The 19654-nt window shown below is 50.0% G+C and carries 8 protein-coding genes and 1 riboswitch; of the genes, 7 read left to right on the forward strand and 1 reads right to left on the reverse strand.

Going from position 1 to position 19654, the window contains the following annotated elements:
* The first annotated feature begins 453 nt into the window (after nt 1–453).
* The 7 genes from H6F76_RS10500 to H6F76_RS10530 all read left to right on the forward strand — a co-directional run bounded on the left by H6F76_RS10500 (nt 454) and on the right by H6F76_RS10530 (nt 16627).
* The gene (locus tag H6F76_RS10500; protein ID WP_190448627.1) at nt 454–1230 is read left to right on the forward strand and encodes a peptidylprolyl isomerase; all 777 of its coding nucleotides are present in this window, start codon (nt 454–456) and stop codon (nt 1228–1230) included.
* Nucleotides 1227–3818, forward strand: coding sequence for a type I secretion system permease/ATPase (locus H6F76_RS10505; RefSeq protein ID WP_190507988.1), 2592 nt, complete (start codon nt 1227–1229; stop codon nt 3816–3818). Before H6F76_RS10500 ends, H6F76_RS10505 begins: the two co-directional genes overlap by 4 nt.
* A 204-nt stretch (nt 3819–4022) precedes the next feature.
* Entirely contained in the window at nt 4023–12263 is an 8241-nt protein-coding gene (locus H6F76_RS10510) for a cadherin-like domain-containing protein (protein ID WP_190507989.1), read from the forward strand.
* Nucleotides 12264–12419: 156 nt separating this feature from the next.
* Entirely contained in the window at nt 12420–13397 is a 978-nt protein-coding gene (locus H6F76_RS10515; protein WP_190507990.1) for a cysteine synthase A, read from the forward strand.
* A gap of 231 nt (nt 13398–13628) precedes the next feature.
* A riboswitch (Glutamine riboswitch) is annotated at nt 13629–13695 on the forward strand.
* Between the two features lie 42 nt (nt 13696–13737).
* Nucleotides 13738–14160, forward strand: a complete 423-nt coding sequence (locus H6F76_RS10520; protein ID WP_190507993.1) for a DUF4278 domain-containing protein — start codon at nt 13738–13740, stop codon at nt 14158–14160.
* A gap of 124 nt (nt 14161–14284) precedes the next feature.
* Nucleotides 14285–15016 carry a hypothetical protein gene (locus H6F76_RS10525; RefSeq protein ID WP_190507995.1) on the forward strand — a complete coding sequence of 244 codons (732 nt, stop codon included), beginning with the start codon at nt 14285–14287 and terminating at the stop codon, nt 15014–15016.
* 30 nt (nt 15017–15046) lie between these two features.
* On the forward strand, nt 15047–16627 hold the full coding sequence (locus H6F76_RS10530) for an NAD(P)H-hydrate dehydratase (protein WP_190507997.1): 1581 nt from the start codon (nt 15047–15049) through the stop codon (nt 16625–16627).
* A gap of 135 nt (nt 16628–16762) precedes the next feature.
* Here H6F76_RS10530 and H6F76_RS10535 read toward each other — a convergent pair whose 3' ends face one another.
* Nucleotides 16763–19354, reverse strand: a complete 2592-nt coding sequence (locus tag H6F76_RS10535; RefSeq protein WP_190507999.1) for a serine/threonine-protein kinase — start codon at nt 19352–19354, stop codon at nt 16763–16765.
* Nucleotides 19355–19654 lie beyond the last annotated feature (300 nt).

Genomic DNA, 19654 nt, shown 5'->3' on the forward strand with positions numbered 1-19654 from the left:
TATGTGAAGATAATTTGCAAGACCGTTCAGCTTTTAACCAGCTTCCTGCTGAAACAGGCGATCGTTTCTTATGCTAAGTGTGATGCTTAAAGATGCTTGGTTTCAAATGAGCATCGCCTCTAATTAGAGTGTTTATACTCACTGAAGTTGAGGGTGTTACGTATATCCCAAGGGCAATACTACGTGTTTTCACTCACGTATTGGTCGTTAGCAATTGGTTTAATTCAGTTTCCCACCTCATGCTTATGTTCTATCGACTCGTCTAAGTGGTGCTTGCTCTTGAGGTTATGGCACCCTTAAGCACTGAGCTTTGCCCGATTCAGCGAACTTACTGTGATAGCAGCAATGTAACTGTAGAATTTTCGTAAAAACTTACTCGCTTTTTCGGTATTGCCACTGTAAATTCGGGCAAGATAGCAACAGACTCTAGACCTTAATAGACTTAGTTACTCCATGGAATTACAAGCAGCGGAATCAAAGGCCTTGTTAGTCGTTGATGAACAGCCCCTTTCTCTACGGCAATGTTTGCGGCATCTGCAAGCAGCAGGCAAGCTGCAAGCCTTCGTTGGTGATATTCTGCGGCAGTACGTTCTAGAGCAATCGCTGGCAACCAGGCAAGATATTGAGATTAGCCCTGCGATCGTTGAGCAAGCAGTGATTGATTTTCGCTTGCAGCAGCAGCTTACAGATAGCAAGGTCTTTCAGGAATGGTTGAACCGCAACGGCTTGAGTTATGAACAGTTTCATACTCAAATCATGGGTAGTTTTAAGCTCGAAAAGTTAAAGGCACAGGTAACGAACGAGCGCCTGCAAGAGTACTTTATTGAGCGCAAAATCTTTTTCGATCGCGTTGTGCTGTCTCGCATTGTCGTTGCCAGCAAAGAGCTAGCAGAAGAATTGCAGAGCCAGATTGCGGAAGGGGCAAATTTTGAGCAGTTGGCACGAGAGTATTCCACCGCTGATGAGCGGGTTGCCAACGGCATGATGGGTCCAGTCAGCCGAGGGACACTGCCAGATGCACTGAGAGCTGCGATCGATTCTGCCAGTCCCGGCGAACTAGTCGGACCGCTAGAGTTTGAAAACTTTTGGGCAATTTTTCGAGTCGAGCAATTTTTGCCTGCGACCCTGGAAGACAACCAGCTACGGCAAGCGATGCAGAACGAATTGTTTGAAAAATGGCTATCAGAAAAAATTCAGACCATGACCGTTAAGCTACAGGTAAACGAATGATTACCAACGAACTAACGACAGATTTACCCTGGGACGTACCGCCCCTCTCGTTCTTAAACCCCGACCAGCAGGTGCAGTTTAAGCAAGCTGCGACCATCCGTCGGTTTAGCCTAGGGGATATGCTCTGGTCTACCGATGAGCCTGGTAGCCAACTTTTGGTTGTCACCGGCAAAGTGCGACTAGTGCCCGAAGAAGGGCAATCAACCCTACTTAAGAAAGGCGACTGGCTGGGCGATCGACTGGATCTGCCCGGTTTCTGGAAGGCTCGAGCAGCGGACAAAGATGTGGTCATCGCCCAGTGGAAGGTCGAGCTATGGGATCAGGTCTTCTCTGCCGAACTTGAGCGCTTTTGGGCGCTGCAACGCAATCACCATTTGCCCCAGACAAACGAGACACCACAACCCGTTTCTGGCTTTCCCTTTGTAGCGGGTGTTAATACTGCTGCCGCCTGCTTAACCATGGCAGCTAGCCATTGCCAAATTCCGGCGCAGTTAGAGTGGGTACAACGACAGGTACGCGGACAGCGATCGGCTGAAGTTGTAGAAGCTGCCGAAAAGATTGGCTTGCAACTGCGACGGATTGATACTGCCTGGACTAATTTGCGTCAGCTTGGGCTGCCAGCACTGATGCAGTGGAAAGATAGCTCTGGTGCTGCAAGTGGTTCAAGCCTAATTTTGCCTCGCTCAGTGCGGACTGCCATTGACTCAAACACGCACTGGGTCATAGCATATGCAGTCAAGGGCGATCGGCTCATCGTGGCAGATCCGCTCAACCCCAGCCAAACCTGCGAAAGTATTCCACGATCGCTAGTCGAAAGCGTTTGGGATGGTCAGCTTTGGCAAATTGAGCAAATCCAGAAGCAAGAGACCTTTAGCCTTGCCTGGTTCCTACCAGCAATCTGGAACTATCGCAAACTGCTGGGTGAGGTGCTGCTGGCATCTTTCACACTACAAATTTTGGGGCTGGCAACCCCAGTGATTACGCAGGTTGTTATCGATCGCGTAATGGTACAGGGCAGCCTCTCTACATTAGATGTGATGGCGCTTGCCCTCCTAGGTGTAGCTTTTTTTGAAGCGGGATTAGGCATTCTGCGTCTCTTTATCTTTACGCATACGGCACGGCGGCTTGATCTTAGCCTCTCTGCCCAACTCTTCCGGCATTTAATGCGCCTGCCGCTATCGTACTTCGAGGCACGTCGTGTCGGTGATACGGTTGCCCGTGTGCAAGAACTCGAAAATATTCGCCAATTCTTGACTGGGACAGCCTTAACGGTCATTTTGGATGCGATTTTTGCTGTCGTCTACCTAGTGATTATGTTCGCCTACAGCATTCCGCTGACCTGGGTGTCGCTGGCTGTAGTCCCTCTTTTTGCGCTGCTGACGTTGACAGCAACGCCAATTCTGCGAAACTGGTTGAACGAAACCTTCAATCGCAGCGCCGATAGTCAATCCTTCCTGGTCGAAACGATTACTGGGATTCAGGCGGTCAAGGCGCATACAGCTGAACGCGTAGCGCGAGATCGCTGGGAAGGGCTGTTTGCTCGATTTATCCGCACAGGTTTCAAAGCCTCTACGACATCTAACATCAGCAACAATATTGCCGATTTTCTTACTCACTTCTCTTACCTGATTATTCTTTGGGTAGGTGCCAAGCTGGTGATTGAGCAGAAGCTGACGATCGGTCAATTAATTGCCTTCCAAATGCTGTCGGGTAGAATGACAGGACCACTGTTGCGTCTAGTGCAGCTTTGGCAAAATCTTCAGCAAGTGCTTCTCTCGGTCGATCGTATTGGCGACATCCTTAATACGGCTCCCGAAGCTGAGGCAGGTTCAGGCTTGGTGCTGCCACCCTTGCAAGGACAGGTCGCATTCGATCAAGTATTTTTCCGCTACTATCCAACGCAAGAGCCTGTACTACGCGGCATTTCCTTCAGTGTACAGCCAGGAATGCTAGTAGGAGTAGTGGGGCGGAGCGGCTCCGGCAAAAGTACGCTCTCGAAGCTCATTCAACGCCTGTATCCAGTGGAATCGGGTCGCATTTTGATTGATGGGTTTGATATTAAGAGTGCGGACCTTGCGTCCCTACGTCAGCAGGTTGCCGTAGTGTTGCAAGAAGATTTTCTTTTCAATGGGTCAGTGTTAGAAAACATCAGCCTTGGCAACCCCGACATTGGTGCCGAACAGGTGATTGAAGCCGCACGACTGGCAGTTGCCCACGATTTTATTAGTGAATTGCAGCACGGCTACGAAACGAGTGTGGGTGAGCGGGGCACCGCTCTATCAGGTGGACAGCGACAGCGCATTGCGTTGGCACGACTATTCCTCTCCAATGCACCTCTACTGGTATTAGATGAAGCAACCAGTGCGCTGGATGCAGAAACTGAGCAGCAGGTTCTACAGAACATTCAGAAAGTGTCGCAAAACCGTACGGTGTTTTTGATTGCCCATCGCTTTGCACCGCTAAAACGAGCTGATTTAATCGTCGTGCTGGAGAAGGGGGTGCTAGTTGAAAAAGGCACTCATGACGACCTGCTGCGGAGTAAGGGCTTGTATTGGTCTCTCTACCAGCGCCAGCAGGCAACGGTTTAGGTGATTAGGTCTTCTAAGTAATTGCGTCAAGGTTAATGCTCCGTACAGCAGTACTGCTATAGCTTGTCAGGGTTTCTACGTAGAAACCCTGATTTTTTTAGTTGCAAAACAGGAGTTCTGTGAAGATATAAAAAATAATCGTTACTTTGTGAGCAAAACAAGATGAGAGGGGCAACATAGCAAAGCCATCGTAGTGTGACAACAATGCCCGCAGATTCCATCGGTAACACGTTAGCGACCGCTAAACCTATCTTCCCGATCGCGAGTACACAGACGCTGACCGAGTTTATCGGTGTAGACGCTGGCACTCTCGATTCTAATGATTATTACAGCTTCAAACTGACCCGTGCTAGCAGTTTTACGTTATCGCTAACAGGGTTAAGTGCCAATGCAGATGTCCAGATACTAAATAGCGCTGGAGCGATCGCTACAGATACAGACGGTTCCGCGCTGAGTTCGTCCAACACTGGCACACTAGCAGAATCCATCAACGGTATTCTCAACCCCGGTACTTATTACATTCGCATCTTGCCAGGACCGGCTACTGACCCGCTTAATCCGAGCAGTACAACCCCTAGCACTAACTACAACATTAACGTCACTGCAAATAGCAACACCAAAACAGATATCCTCTGGCGAAACTATGTCGCTGGCGGTGGAGAGAACGCCATATGGGTAATGGATGGCTCTACCCTTGTCTCTAGTCTTTTCCTGACACCTGTTTCAGATACTAATTGGGTTATTCAGGCAACAGGTGATTTGAACGGTGATAACAATACTGACATCATTTGGCGCAACTATTCGACTGGGCAAGAAGCGTTGTGGTTTATGGATGGGACAACGCTAGTATCAAGCACTTTAGCGCTTCCTCCTGTCACCGATCTCAATTGGCAAATTCAGGGGACTGGCGACTTTAATAGTGATGGTAAAGCCGATCTCGTTTGGCGTAACTACGCAACTGGGCAAAACGTTATTTGGTTTCTCAATGGAGCTACTATTACCTCAAGTCCTTTTATCGAATCGTTACCAAACACTAGTACCCGTATTCAGGCAGTTGCTGACTTCAACAATGACGGCAACCCTGATATCCTCTGGCGTAACTACGCACCTTCACCCGCTGCTGAGAATAACTTCATCTGGTTGATGAATGGCACGACACGAATTGGCTCTGTGTCTTTACCTGCTGTAACTGTCTTTGACTGGCGGATCGAGGGTGCACTTGATCTTAATTATGATGGTAAAACAGACATCCTTTGGCGCAATCCTGTAACGGGTGAAAATATTGTCTGGTATTTGGATGGCACAACCTTTACTTCCTTAGATTTTTTAACTGGTTTTACTGCTGGCAATTGGCGAGCTACGCCTCCCTTTAATCGTCTGCTCCCAGCGGTGCGTGCCGATGCTGCTGGCAACCTAACTACTACAGCTTTCTCGATCGGTCCTATCAATGGCAATGGCACCTATCGTGATGCGGTTAGCGGCACTGATGCAAACGATTACTACCAGTTCTCTGTTGGTAGTACCACACGACTTAGCTTGGCGTTGAACGGCGGAGGCAGCGGAGGCAGCGGCGCATTTAACGGTAATCTAGATCTGCGGCTGTATGATACCTCTGGCGGCGTTGTAGGAAGCTCCTTAAATGGCGGCAATGCTTCTGAAGCACTTACAGTCGATAATCTGATAGCAGGAACTTACTACATTCAGGTTGCGGCAGTAGATGGCAGTAGTCCCTATGCCCTAAACATTAGCGCTAATAATTTACCTGTGCTGGTCAGCAATAATGCATTGACTATCAGTGAGGGCGCAGCGCTAACAATTAGCAATACTTTGTTGCGGGTGACAGATGAGAACAATACGCCTGCTCAACTGACATATACGCTAGCAACGCCTCCAGATATTGCAAAAGGTAGCCTGCGTTTGAATGGGGCAGCGATCGCTCAAAATAGCGTCTTTACCCAGGCTGATATTGATGCTGGCAGACTCAGCTACAGCCAGAACGGCAGCGAAACACTCGCTGATAGCTTTGTCTTTAGCGTGTCAGACGGGGTTGGAGGCGTAATTGGTAATACTACCTTTGCCGTTAATATCATTCCTGTTAACGATGTACCCACGCTAGTGACTAAGCAAGCGCTGACACTTAGCGAAGGCGCTGCTGCCAGTCTTTCCAGCCTCAATTTGCTTGTTACTGACATCGAGCAAACGGCAGCGCAGTTGATTTATAGCCTCAATGGTGCGCCAACTAACGGTAGTCTGCTGTTAAATGGCACAGCAATCTCGGCAGGAGGCACTTTCACCCAAGCTACTATCAGCAGCGGCACGAGCTTAAGCTATAGCCACAATGGGTCTGAAACGGTAAACGATAGCTTCAGCTTCACTGTTACCGATGGAGCTGGTGGTACCGTCCTGCCATCCCCGCAAACCTTTAGCATTAGCGTTACACCTGTTAACGATGCTCCGGTACTTATTTCAAACCAAGGGTTGACTGTCACCGAAGGATTTGCGCCAATCATCACACCGCTGATGCTGCAAACCACTGACGCTGAATTTACAGGTCCTGGCATTTCGCCGCAGCTTCCAGACCGGATTATCTATACGGTAAGCACGTTACCTATCAACGGCACAATCTTTGTTGGCAATAATGTACTTGCTGCTAACGGTACGTTCACCCAGGCAGACGTAAATAACAACCGTATTCTCTACAATCACAACGGCAGTAACACAAATAGTGACAGTTTTGTCTTCAGTGTCTCTGATGGCAACACTGCTACTGCCAACTCAACCTTCAACATTATTGTTTCGCCTGTCAACTCGCCGCCTGTACTTAGATCAAATGGAGGCTTGACCCTTAGCGAAGGAGCAACAGTTAGTATTGGCGGTACGCTGCTGGAGGTTACAGACCCAGACAACCCACCACCACAGATAAGATATATGCTGGGTCAAAAACCACTAAATGGTGACTTAAAGCTCAACGGCACCGCTTTAACGGCTGGACAAACCTTTACGCAGCAAGATATCAATACGCTTGACCGCCTGACGTATCAGCATAATGGCAGTGAGACCACCAGCGATAGCTTTAGCTTTACAGCTACCGACCCATTTGGGGCAGAAATTCCCAGCACGACCTTCAGCATTGCGGTGACCCCAGTTAATGATGCGCCGCTCCTAGTATCTAATGTTGGGCTAACGCTCTCGGAAGGTTCTGCTGGCAGTATTACAACAACGCTATTGAGTGCCACTGATGCTGATAATTTAAACCCACAGATTATCTATACAGCTTCGACACCAGCCCACGGTAGCCTGGTTCTAGGAGCGACAACCGTTACCAGCTTCACGCAGGCTGAACTGGCAGGTGGTCAACTCAAGTACGTGCATGACGGCAGTGAGTCGATTTCAGATAGCTTCAGCTTCACACTTAGCGATGGTACGGCGACAACCGCTTCCCAGACCTTCAACATCTCTGTGATTCCAGCCAATGATGCACCTGGCATTGTTAATAATCTTGGGCTGACATTGGCAGAAGGGGGAACCACCACGATCGCCAGCACTATCCTTGCTATCACTGATAGCGATGGTCCGGGTCCGTTAACTTATACAGTGGGCACTAGCACGACCAGAGGTGCTCTAAAGCTAGGCACAGCAACCCTCTCAGCGGGGCAGACATTCACGCAGGCAGATGTTACAGGCAATCGTCTCTCCTATACCCACGACGGTTCGGAAACAACTGCGGATAGCTTTACTTTTACAGCGTCTGATGGCTCTACTACAGGCACTCTGGCTCTTACAACCTTCAACATTGCGGTGGCACCTGTTAATGACGCGCCCGTTCTGGTTTCTAACGGCGGCATCACACTCCTTGAGGGTGCGCTGACCACCATCAGCAGCAGCGTGTTACAGGTGAGCGATGGCGACAATCCGCCACTGACAAACCTAATCTATAGCGTGACCAGTGCACCTACAAACGGTACGTTGTCGCTGGGTGGTAGCGCTGTGACTAGCTTTACGCAAGCGAATCTGAACAGTGGGCAACTGGTCTATCGGCACAATGGCAGCGAATCGCTGTCTGATAGTTTTTCTTTCAACGTAACTGATGGTGTGGTGACAACGCCAGTTGGTCCGAGCATCTTCAATATTACAGTCACGCCTGTTAACGATATCCCCGGCATTGCTAGTAACCTGGGTTTGACATTGGCAGAAGGGGGAACCACCACGATCGCCAGTACCGCTCTATCAATTACTGACAATGATGGTCCTGGTCCCTTAACCTACACGTTAGGCACTGGCACGACTAGAGGTAGCCTCACACTTGGTGCTGCAGCACTATCGGCAGGTCAAACCTTTACGCAAGCAGACATTGCTAGCAATCGCCTCTCGTATACCCACAATGGGACCGAGACCACTACAGATAGCTTTACCTTTACTGCCTCAGATGGCTCGACCGGTACGATTGCACTCACGACCTTCAGCATTAACGTCACACCAGTAAATGACGCGCCAACGCTGACAGTTCCGGGCTTCCAGTCAGTGAATGAAGATCTCCCGCTTGCCTTTACAGGAGCAAATCGCATCAGTGTCAGCGATGCAGATCTTGGCAGCAATCCTTTAGTGGTGACGCTTTCAGCTTCTGGTGGCACACTCAGCCTCAATCCTGGTAGCTTGACTGTAAACAACAACGGCTCCAATCAGGTTACGCTGACCGGTCAGCTCACAGCAGTCAACAATGCGCTAGGTAGCTTGGTCTATAGAGGACTCTTGAATTTCAACGGTCCTGACACAGTCAGTATCACTGTGACTGACCAAGGTAGCACTGGGGCTGGTGGCATACAGACGGATACGAAAACGATCGACCTGATTGTTAACCCCATCAACGATGCGCCAACCTTGACTGTACCTGGAGCACAAACCGTTTTAGAAGATGCAGTGTTGTCACTGGCAGACCTGATTATTACCACTGATGCTGATTCAGGCACTAACCCTATTCAAGTGACTCTGGGTACGCTGAACGGGCAGCTTACATTAGGAACAACAGGTGGACTTACCTTTGCTGACGGTTCAACTAATGGCGACGGTACACTTAGCTTCACAGGCGCGATCGATAGCGTACGGGCAGCTTTAGCGACTCTCAGCTATCAAGGCAAAGCCAACTACTTCGGTACGGACACCATAACGCTCAAGGTGGATGATCAAGGGGCTGTTGGTGCATCCAGTGCATTAAGTATCCAGAGAACAATCGCGGTAAATGTCACCCCTGTTAATGATGTGCCTATCTTTACAGCAGGCACTGACTTGGTTGTAAATGAAGATGCGGCACCACAGACGGTGAACTGGGCAACAGGCATTTCTACAGGACCAGCCAATGAAGCCAGCCAGACACTGAACTTCGTCACCTCGAACAGTAACGCTAGTCTATTTACCACTGCACCGACGATCGACCCTACAGGCAGACTTACCTACACGCTTGCGCCCAATGCTAATGGTGTCGCTACTGTAACAGTCAACCTGAAGGACAACGGCGGTACGGTTAATGGTGGTATAGATACTTCGCCCGCCAGCACCTTTACGATTACGGTAAACCCCGTTAACGATGCGCCGTCCTTTATAAAGGGCGCGAATCAAACCATTGCAGAAGATGCAGGTGCACAAACAATCACTGGCTGGGCAACAGGGATTTTGGCAGGACCAGCTAATGAAGCAGCTCAGCCACTCAATTTCCTGGTCAATACTGATAATCCGTCCCTATTCTCGGTTGCTCCCACCATAGATCCTGCAACGGGCACTCTCACGTATACAGCGGCTCCCAATGCTAACGGTACAGCGATTGTGACCGTGCAGCTTAGAGATGGTGGTGGTACGGAGCTAGGTGGTGTAGATAGCTCTGCACTCCAAACCTTCACCATCAACGTTACGGCAATCAACGATGCACCTGTCTTCACTCTGCCGAACCCACCAACAGTCAGTGAAGATACGACATTAGCAATCGCAGGCATCAGCCTCCGAGACGTTGATTCAGTCAGCAGCCCGCTCGTAGTCACACTCTCTGTAGCTAACGGCACGCTCCAACTAGGCAATACTACTGGACTCACTATCACTGCTGGTTCTAACAACAGCGGCAGTGTCGCCTTCAGTGGCACGCTCAGCGACATTAATGCCGCCCTGTCTGGTCTTAGCTATCGTGGCAATCTGAACTTTAATGGGTCGGATACATTAACGCTTACCGCTAATGACCAGGGCAATATAGGGTCTGGACCGATCGGTATCGACAATAGAACGCTGGTTCTAACTGTAACTGCTGTTAACGATGCCCCCATCATCAATGTTCCGGGCAGCCAAACAGTAGATGAAGATACTAACCTGACACTTTCTGGCATCAGTCTTGCCGATGTGGATGCAAGCGCGAGCCCGATTACCGTAACCCTCTCAGCTGTCAACGGTACGTTAACCCTCGATCCGCTGGTCGCGGGTACTACCACCCTCACGCTGACCGATACGCTGGATAACATCAATACCGCGATCGCCAACCTCACCTATAGAGGCAAGCTCAACTACAACGGAGCCGATACGATTACCATTAGGACAAATGACCAGGGCAACACAGGCTTTGGTGGTCCGCTCACCGACCTCAAGACGATCAGTGTTAATGTCAATGCTGTTAACGATATACCAGTACTGACTGTACCAGGCGCACAGACGGTTAATGAAGATACCAACCTGGTCTTCAACGCAGGTAGAGCCATCACACTAACCGATGTAGATTCTGGAGCTAGTCCGATTCAAGTGACCTTTGCTGTCAGCAATGGCACTCTGACGCTAGGTACGGTCGGTAGTGGCGGCGCAATCACGGGCATCGGTACTGGTGCGATCACCTACATTGGTACACTGGCAGCCCTTACCCCTGCACTCAGCACCCTGACCTATCGCGGAAAGGCGAACTACTTTGGTGCTGATACGCTCAATGTCACCGTTAATGACCAAGGCAATACAGGCTCTGGTGCACCTGGCATAGTCACTAACTCCGTTGCCATTACCGTTACCTCGGTGAATGATGCTCCCCTTCTGCTGACAAATCGGGCGCTGACATTAAGCGAAAGTACCTCTAGTGTGATCACCAATTCGCAACTCCGCTTTACAGATGTAGATAATACGCCTGCTCAGCTTGTCTACACGCTGTTTAGTGCTCCCAACCCTCTGACAACAGGCAGTTTACGCCTCTCAAACGGCAGCGGCACTACCCTTACTCTGGCGACTGGTGGCACGTTTACTCAGGCAGATGTCAACAGCGGCTATCTCTCCTACGTTCATAGCGGCAGCGAGACAACGAGCGATAGCTTTACCTTCAGGGTCTTTGACAACACGCCGGGTAGTATCACAGTTCCTGGTAGCGGCGAGGCTACCTTCAACATTGTGATTAATCCGGTGAATGATGCGCCCACGATCGTTAACAACACTAGACTGAGCCTGACCGAAGGCGCAACGACTACCATCTCCAACACCTTGCTGCGTGTCAGTGATGCCGACAACACAACGGCTCAACTACGATACACCTTAAGTAGCAGCCCAAATAATGGGAACCTGCGGTTGAATGGTAGTGCGCTCACCTTAGGACAGAGCTTTACTCAAGCTGACATTGACTCCAACCGTGTCTCTTATCGCCACAACGGTAGCGAAACCAACAGTGACAGCTTCATCTTTGCGGTGAATGATGGCGCAGGCGGAACAACCGGCAGTAGGACATTCAATATTGACATTGCCAATGTTAATGATGCACCAACGATCGTCTCGGTAGGTCCTGCCACAGTGAACGAAGGTGCAACGCTGAATATTACCAACACGTTGCTGAGAACCTCCGATCCAGATAACTTAACCTCTGAGTTAAGATATACGCTGCCAACCGTACCCCTCTCGGGCGTACTCCTGCTGAACGGTACAACACTGAGCGCAGGCGCAGTTGTAACGCAACAGCAAATCGATCAGGGCTCACTCACCTATGTCCATAATGGCAGCGAACCAACGGGTAGCGATGTCTTTGTCTTCCGAGTGTCAGATGGTGCAATTACCTTGCCTGATCGCGTTTTCAACATCAACATCAATCCTATAAACGATCCACCAACGTTAGTAAGCAACAGTGGCTTGCTCTTGGCAGGCGAGGCGCCTTCACTCACCGTTATTAGCAACGACTTACTCCAGGTGTCAGATGTTGATAACACAACGGCTCAGTTGACTTACACACTGACATCTGTACCAAATCCAACGGTCGGCATTCTGCGACTTAATGGCACTCAGGTTACTGCGGGAGGAACCTTCACTCAGGCAGATATTGATTCAGGTAGTCTCAGCTTCGACTACCTCGGTAACGGCACTAGTGAAACCTTCCAATTCTCGGTGTCGGATGGTGGTACAGGCGGCACGCTTTCCAATGGGTTCTTCTACATCAACTTCAGCTACTCGTAAGCTGAATCACCAGTAACGTAAACTGGAACCTGACGGATGCTGTGCAGTCATTGTGCAGCATCCGTTTTTTGTGAACGTTCTGCCTCTAAAAGGAGATCGTCAGACTGGTCGCTTTACGCCAAAATCTTTATAGGGACTTACTAGGTAGTTTGCAGCATGGATATCAAGAGCGGCTTCATCGACGCGATCGGCAACACCCCACTAATTCGGCTGAATAGTTTCAGCGATGAAACGGGTTGTGAGATCCTGGGCAAGGCAGAATTTCTGAACCCGGGTGGCTCGGTCAAAGATCGGGCAGCACTATATATCATTCAAGATGCTGAAGCAAAAGGTCTGCTTAAGCCAGGAGGAACCGTTGTCGAAGGCTCTGCCGGTAATACGGGCATTGGGCTGGCGCATATCTGTAACGCCAAAGGCTACAAATGCCTGATCATCATTCCCGAAACACAGTCGCAAGAAAAAATCGATCTTTTGCGAACATTGGGTGCCGAAGTGCGTACAGTTCCCGCTGTGCCCTATAAAGATCCGAATAATTACGTCAGGCTTTCTGGCAGCATTGCCTCAGAGATGGAAAACGCAATCTGGGCAAACCAGTTTGATAATCTGGCAAATCGTCAAGCCCATTACGCCACGACTGGTCCCGAAATTTGGGCACAAACAGACGGTAAAGTCGATGTCTGGGTTACTGCAACGGGTACAGGCGGCACCTATGCTGGAGTCTCTCTTTTTTTGAAAGAAAAGAATCCCAGCATTCAGTGTGTCCTTGCTGATCCTATGGGGAGCGGGCTCTACAGCTACGTTAAAACAGGTGAACCAAACCCAGAAGGCAGTTCTATTACTGAAGGCATTGGCAACAGCCGTGTGACTGACAATATGAAGGGTGCCCCAGCCGACGATGCTATCCAGGTTTATGATACTGAGGCAGTGCGCGTGTTGTATCAGCTACTGGAAAAAGACGGACTATTTATGGGTGGCTCAGTTGGCATTAATGTGGGAGCAGCGATCGCCCTAGCAAAGCAACTTGGTCCTGGACATACAATCGTCACCATACTGTGCGATAGCGGCAGTCGTTACCAATCAAAACTTTTCAACCGCGACTGGCTAGCAACAAAAGGTCTGCTGCCGCATCGTTAGAGCAGTAATATCTCGGCAAAGTTTTAGAAAACGAATGATCGCTGGTTGCTCTAGCTAGCGTTCATTTCGCTATGTGTCGACTACAGCCAATTATCAACACCTTGCATCTCGCTATACGAACCTATCAACCTGCTGACCATCCGATCGACAGATCTTAGCGCACATAGTATAAAGTTTCACTAAAGTGCTGTTTGCCCCTAATTCTGTAGCTTATAATACAGATATAAAGAAAACGTTCATCTAGCCGCTAATTAAATTCGGCAGACGGAAGTAGGGAGAAGTCCCGAAGGAACGCGCCTCATTCACCACACACAACGCATTTAACCAAGAGGCGAAGACCATGCAACTTACTTACCGTGGCGCTCATTATAACTATACTCCCGGTGGTGCTGAAGCCGATCGGGAAGCAAATGTTTTCCGCGCCCTCAGACCTACTTATCAACTTCATTATCGCGGCACCGTTTACGCTGTTGACCCTAACGTGGAACCACGTCGGTCAGTTGCACAACCTGTTGGACCGTTGCACTACCGTGGTGTTGCTTACTCTTTGAATGGTGAGACCTTCCCCACTAGCAGAAAGGCAGTTCCTGTTGTACCGAGCAGACCTGCCTTTAACAGAAAAGCGGCTAGCCCCGCAGAGTTCGCAGCCGTTCATCGCGACAATCTCTACAAAAACTTGCAGCACCGTCTTCAAGTTGCACGGGATAAGCAGGACCAAACCTTGATTAATTTGCTTGAACGTGAACTACAGCAAATTGTGTAAGTAGTTGAGCGTAGTTAAACTCCTGATAAAAAGCGGTGCAGATCTTCTGTGCCGCTTTTTTGTGCCATTTTTGCACTCTGCGTGTACTATGGCTGGCATTGAAAGGATGCCGTGAGGAGCTTGCATGATGGCAACAAATCAGCCGCACAGATCAGTAAGGCATTTCGCTCAGGCTGTAGGCAGCTTAGGTCTACGATCGCAGTTTGTAAGTATTTGGGCGATCGTTTCTCTTACAACTGCCGCAGTGGGTCAAGCCCAGCAAGTTGTACCACTGCCACCCCCCCCAACGGTCTCAGTACCAGGATTGACAAATGCACCCTTGTCCACAAACTCAACCGCAACACCTGGCGGCGAAACCGTCTTTCTAGCGCCAATCAATCGGCAGGGTGCAAGTAGTCAATACACTGTTTATGTGAATGGAGATAGCTCCTATCTGTTGCAGCAAGTGCGAGCCATTGAACCAACTGCGTCAATTCAACGCTATCAGGGGCAAGCCATCATTCAAGCCAGAACTTTTGGCGACGAAGCAAGTGCGCGACGGCTAATTGCTGCCCTCAATGCCCAAGGCATTATTGCTGAAATGACAATGGGTAATGCAGAAATGACTGCCGCACCCTCGAAAGTTGTTACAACCAGCCGCTATCTAGTGGTTGTTCCAGGGAGCAGAGAAGAATTGCCCGCATTAACAGAGCGAGTAATTCGGATGGGTATCCGTCAAGAAGCCATTCAGGAAAAGAATGCGCCGCTAGGTCCACACTTAGAGATTGGTCCCTTCGCGCAGCATAGTGATGCTAAGAAGATTAGCCAATTTCTTAATGGGGGTGGTTTTGATTCGCGGGTGTACTATAGCCGTTAAAATCAGTACAACTGTGTCACCGCTTTCATTGTGCTGATCAGAACTCAAGCTATTCAGCAAATTATAGTAACTGCCGAGCAGATGCGGCAGATTGAAGCGCGCGTCTTTGCAGCAGGGATGCCTGTTGAGGCACTCATGGAAAAAGTAGCAGGGCTGATTGCGCGGCGAGTGGCGACGCTGTACCCTGACACACGCCAGCAGATCGGTGTGTTAGTAGGACCAGGACATAATGGTGGCGATGCATTAGTTGTAGCGCGCGAGCTGCACTTTAAGGGCTTTGCTGTCTCGCTTTATTGTCCCTTCTCAACGCTCAAGAATTTAACTGCTAAGCACCAGCGCTACTGCAAAGAGTTAGGGATGCGTTTTGTTGAAGCGATAGAGGCACTGCAAGCTTGCGATCTGTTGATTGACGGCTTGTTTGGGTTTGGGCTGGAACGATCGCTCAATGATGCGATCGCCGCTACGGTAAACCAAATCAATCAATGGTCTCAACCGATCGTTAGCATAGACCTTCCCTCGGGGTTGCATACCGACACTGGAGTAGTTTTAGGGACAGCAGTACGCGCAACCCATACGCTTTGCCTTGGTTTATGGAAGCAAGGGTTGCTGCAAGATCAGGCGCTTGACCATGTAGGTCGTGTTGAATTGATTGATTTTGACCTCCCGCTTGCAGACATTTGGGCAGTATTAGGTAATCCACCTGCTATACAGCGCATAACGCCAGCGCACGCGATCGCTCATCTACCCCTAGTGCGCCCTGCCACCGCTCATAAATATAAGATGGGGCACGTGCTGCTGATTTGCGGCTCTCACCGTTATGCTGGCGGCGCGTTGCTCACTGCCCTAGGGGCACGTGCCAGTGGAGCGGGGATGTTGTCGATCGCGGTGCCCCAGACTTTAAAGACAATCCTTACAGCACAGCTACCTGAAGCGCTAGTCTGGGGTTGTAAGGAAACAGCATCAGGCGCAATTGCTCAATTGCCCGATGAGATTGACTTAGATGCCTATGACGCGATTGCTTGCGGTCCGGGACTGACGACGGATGCGACTACCGTTGTGCAACAGGTCTTGCAGCAAAAACAGACGATCGTCCTGGATGCAGATGGCTTAAATATTCTTGCCCAAATGGGTACGCTGCCGACGCTGCAACAACGGCAAGCGCCAACAGTCATTACGCCGCATTTTGGGGAATTTAAACGCCTCTTTCCAGACCATGCAGAACCAATGCTCTGCCGGATCACTGCTACTCAAGTTGCTGCTGCACAGTCAGGTGCCATTGTGCTGTTAAAGGGCGCACGGGTGGCGATCGCCAATGCCGAAGGTGCTGTTAGGATTAATCCTGAAAGCACTGCTGCTCTTGCGCGTGGCGGTAGTGGTGATGTCCTTACGGGACTGCTAGGTGGTTTATTAGCACAGGCGATCGCAACTCCCTTACCAGCACAAACCGTGCTGGACAGTGTGCAGGCGGGGGTTTGGTGGCACGCTCAGGCAGGGACTCTAGCCATGCAGGAGCGTACAATCTTGGGCGTTGATGCCTTCACTTTGTCTCAATACTTAATTCCGGCATTGAAACAGATGCAAGCGATAATCGCGAAGGACGTAGGCTATTAGAGGGCGTGCAGATTCAGTACCATGCAGTACACCTTCATCATGCAAAGCGGCTGATTATGCAGGAGCAGTGGCATCTGATACCGCTGTGGACATTTCCGATTCCGTTGCAAACGCTGAAGCGTTGCCCTGGTGAGGTCAGGTTTGTAGTTTTAACGCTCTGAGCTGATGTTGGATACGATCGCGATCGCTCATTGCCGGTTGAAACTCAGGCTTAATTGTTAAGGCTTGCTCTAGCGATTGCACAGCGTCTGCATACTGCCTTAGCTCGTACAGCGCACGACCTCGCCAATACCAAGCAATATGGCTGTTGGGCTTAAGCTGGATTGCCTGCTCAAAGCAAGTAAGTGCATCCTGATGGTGCTTCAGCCGTACAAAAGCACCGCCGACGCAGCAGTAGATCGCTTCATCATCCGGCTTAAGCGTCAATGCCTGCTGATAGGAGACGATCGCCTCTTCATAACGTTCTAACCCATACAGGACATTGCCTCGGCAGCGCCAAAGAGCAGCATCATCTGGACGCAGTTCACGCGCTTGGTCATAGGCGTTTAAGGCTTCGGCATAGCGCTTTTGCTTTTCTAACGTGCGCCCTTCGTTGAGCCAACGATCGTAACCAGCACCATTCATAGCAGTGGAAGTCGCCGGACGAGCAACTTCAAGACGCTGAGTGCCACTTGCCCCTTGCTGAAAATCGTCCTCTGTTTTTGGAAGGCTAACGATTGTGTCCTCAGAGCCGTCAAGCTGATGAACACCACTTGCTTCAGTGCGTTTAGGCTTGCTGATAACAGTCTCTTCTGCTCCAGGTACTGGTAGAAATGATTCCGGGTGAAGACGATCCCGATACTCCTTTAGTACATCTTGAAAGTGGTGTGCTTTAAGGTCAATTGCAGCTTGTTTATAAACCCCTCCAGGCTGATATGTGGACGCGATCGTTGCATCATCTTCCTCTAGTGGCGCAGTTTCACCAGACTTGAGCTGTTGCAGTACTCGTCTACGCCCCTCCACCGCCTCTTGAAAATCGGGCTTTAACTGCATCGCACGATCGTAAGACGCGATCGATGCTTCATGCTGATGCAGGCTTTCAAGCAAGCGTCCTCGGTCATACCATGCCCAGTAGTTATCTGGCTGAATCTGCACCACCTTGTAGTAAGAGGCAACCGCTTCTTCATAGCGGAGCAGTTTCTCCATAATGGTGCCTCGCTTGAACCACACCACATAGTCATCTGGTTGGAGTTCGACTACCCGGTCATAAGCGACCACAGCTTCTTCGTAGCGCTGTAAATTGTCTAGCGCCATGCCACGCATAAACCAGGCTAGAGCATCATCAGGATCCTGTTCAATCGTACGATCGCAGGACGCAAGCGCCTCGTCGTAGTGCTGCAAGTGGTAGAGCGTATCCACTCGCCGCAATTGGCTCAAAAGCTGTTTGCGGCTTTCGACTGCCAGCTGAAAATCGGGTTTAAGCTGTACAGCGCGATCGTAGGATGCAATCGCCTCATCGGCTTGCTGTAAATTTTCGAGCACTTTACCCCGGTCATGCCATGCCCAGTAGTTAGCAGGCTGGAGTTGCACGACTCGCTCAAACGATGGTAAGGCATCGTCATAACGCTGTAGCAGCACTAGGACACAGGCGTGCTTGTACCACGCCAGATAATCGTGAGGGTGAAGCTGTACCACTCGTTCATACGATGCTGCCGCATCGTCGTGACGCTTCAGGTTTTCCAGCGCCATGCCTCGCTTAAACCATGCCACATCATCATCGGGCTTTGCCTGAATCACGCGGTCATAGGCAACGATCGCTTCTTTATAGCGCTGGCGTTGAAAGAGATCGTCACCACGCTCTAGCCAAGCAAGGTGCCCATCAAAACTGACAACCGTTGGCTCTGCCAAGACGGCCGCCACTGGAGCGGTAGTGGTTAGTGATCGCAGCACTTCCAGTGCTTCTTTGGCAGACTCATAACGCTGACGGTAATCGTAGCGCACCATCATATCCAGCATGTTGGCAAACTCTGGACTGACCTGCACCTGATCGCGCCAGATAATTTCGCTGGTTTTGGGATCTTCCCTGAGTTTTTTGGGATAGATTCCTGTTAAGCACTGAATTGCCAGCATACCCACTGCATAAACATCACTGCTAAAGCGGGGTTTACCTGCTAATTGCTCGTTTGGCATATAGCCAGAAGAGCCAACCGCGATCGTAACGCTGGCTTCATCGGCATCGAGTGACTGTACACCGATCTGTTTGACTGCACCAAAATCAATCAAAATTAAACGGCGATCGCTCTCTCGCCGAATCAGATTTGAAGGTTTGATATCACGATGCACGACCTGCTGCTGATGCACGAACTCCAAGACCGTTAAAAGATCTTGCAGTAGGTGAATTACCTCTATTTCGGCAAACTGTGGCTGAATCTTGAGTTCTCGACTGAGCACTTGTCCTTCGATAAACTCTTGCACCAGGTAGAAATCCTGCCCTTCTTCAAAGTGGGCAAACAACCTGGGAATCTGCTCGTGATTGCCCAAAGCATACAGTGCTTCTGCTTCAGAATCGAACAAGCGCCTAGCAGCCTGTAACGCTTCTGGATCAGTCATTCTAGGCTTAAGCTGCTTGACAACGCACTGAGGCTTTCCAGGGAGGTGCAAATCACCAGCTAAATAGGTTTGTCCGAAACCGCCGCCACCCAGATGACGGATAATCTGGTAGCGTCCCCCAAGGATTTTGCCCAGCATAGGTTATGAAAGTTGCAGAGTGCCGTAAACCGCCTGATAATGACCCAGAGGGAGTCCTCTACCATTAGTAACAGTTTCAGCGACCTATCATCATCAGTAACCGTTCTAGCTTGTTCTTAGATTTATAGTGAGGTAGCTCGGTACACTACGAAAATTTACGGATGTTATGCTCCCGCGGCTTAACATTGCGCTCGAACAAACCTTCTCACAAACAAAAACTTTTATTGGCAGAGGCACCCAAACACGCGTTTCAAAACGCATCAGTTAAAAACACAGACTTATAAACGGGTGCTGCATAAC

The organism is Leptolyngbya sp. FACHB-321 (assembly GCF_014695975.1).
Lineage (GTDB): Bacteria > Cyanobacteriota > Cyanobacteriia > Leptolyngbyales > Leptolyngbyaceae > Stenomitos.

Coding starts and splice junctions, on each gene's coding strand:
- H6F76_RS10520 (WP_190507993.1), top strand. CDS start 13,738: ATGCAACTTACTTACCGTGGCGCTCATTATAACTATACTCCCGGTGGT.
- H6F76_RS10505 (WP_190507988.1), top strand. CDS start 1,227: ATGATTACCAACGAACTAACGACAGATTTACCCTGGGACGTACCGCCC.
- H6F76_RS10510 (WP_190507989.1), top strand. CDS start 4,023: ATGCCCGCAGATTCCATCGGTAACACGTTAGCGACCGCTAAACCTATC.
- H6F76_RS10535 (WP_190507999.1), bottom strand. CDS start 19,354: ATGCTGGGCAAAATCCTTGGGGGACGCTACCAGATTATCCGTCATCTG.
- H6F76_RS10515 (WP_190507990.1), top strand. CDS start 12,420: ATGGATATCAAGAGCGGCTTCATCGACGCGATCGGCAACACCCCACTA.
- H6F76_RS10525 (WP_190507995.1), top strand. CDS start 14,285: ATGATGGCAACAAATCAGCCGCACAGATCAGTAAGGCATTTCGCTCAG.
- H6F76_RS10500 (WP_190448627.1), top strand. CDS start 454: ATGGAATTACAAGCAGCGGAATCAAAGGCCTTGTTAGTCGTTGATGAA.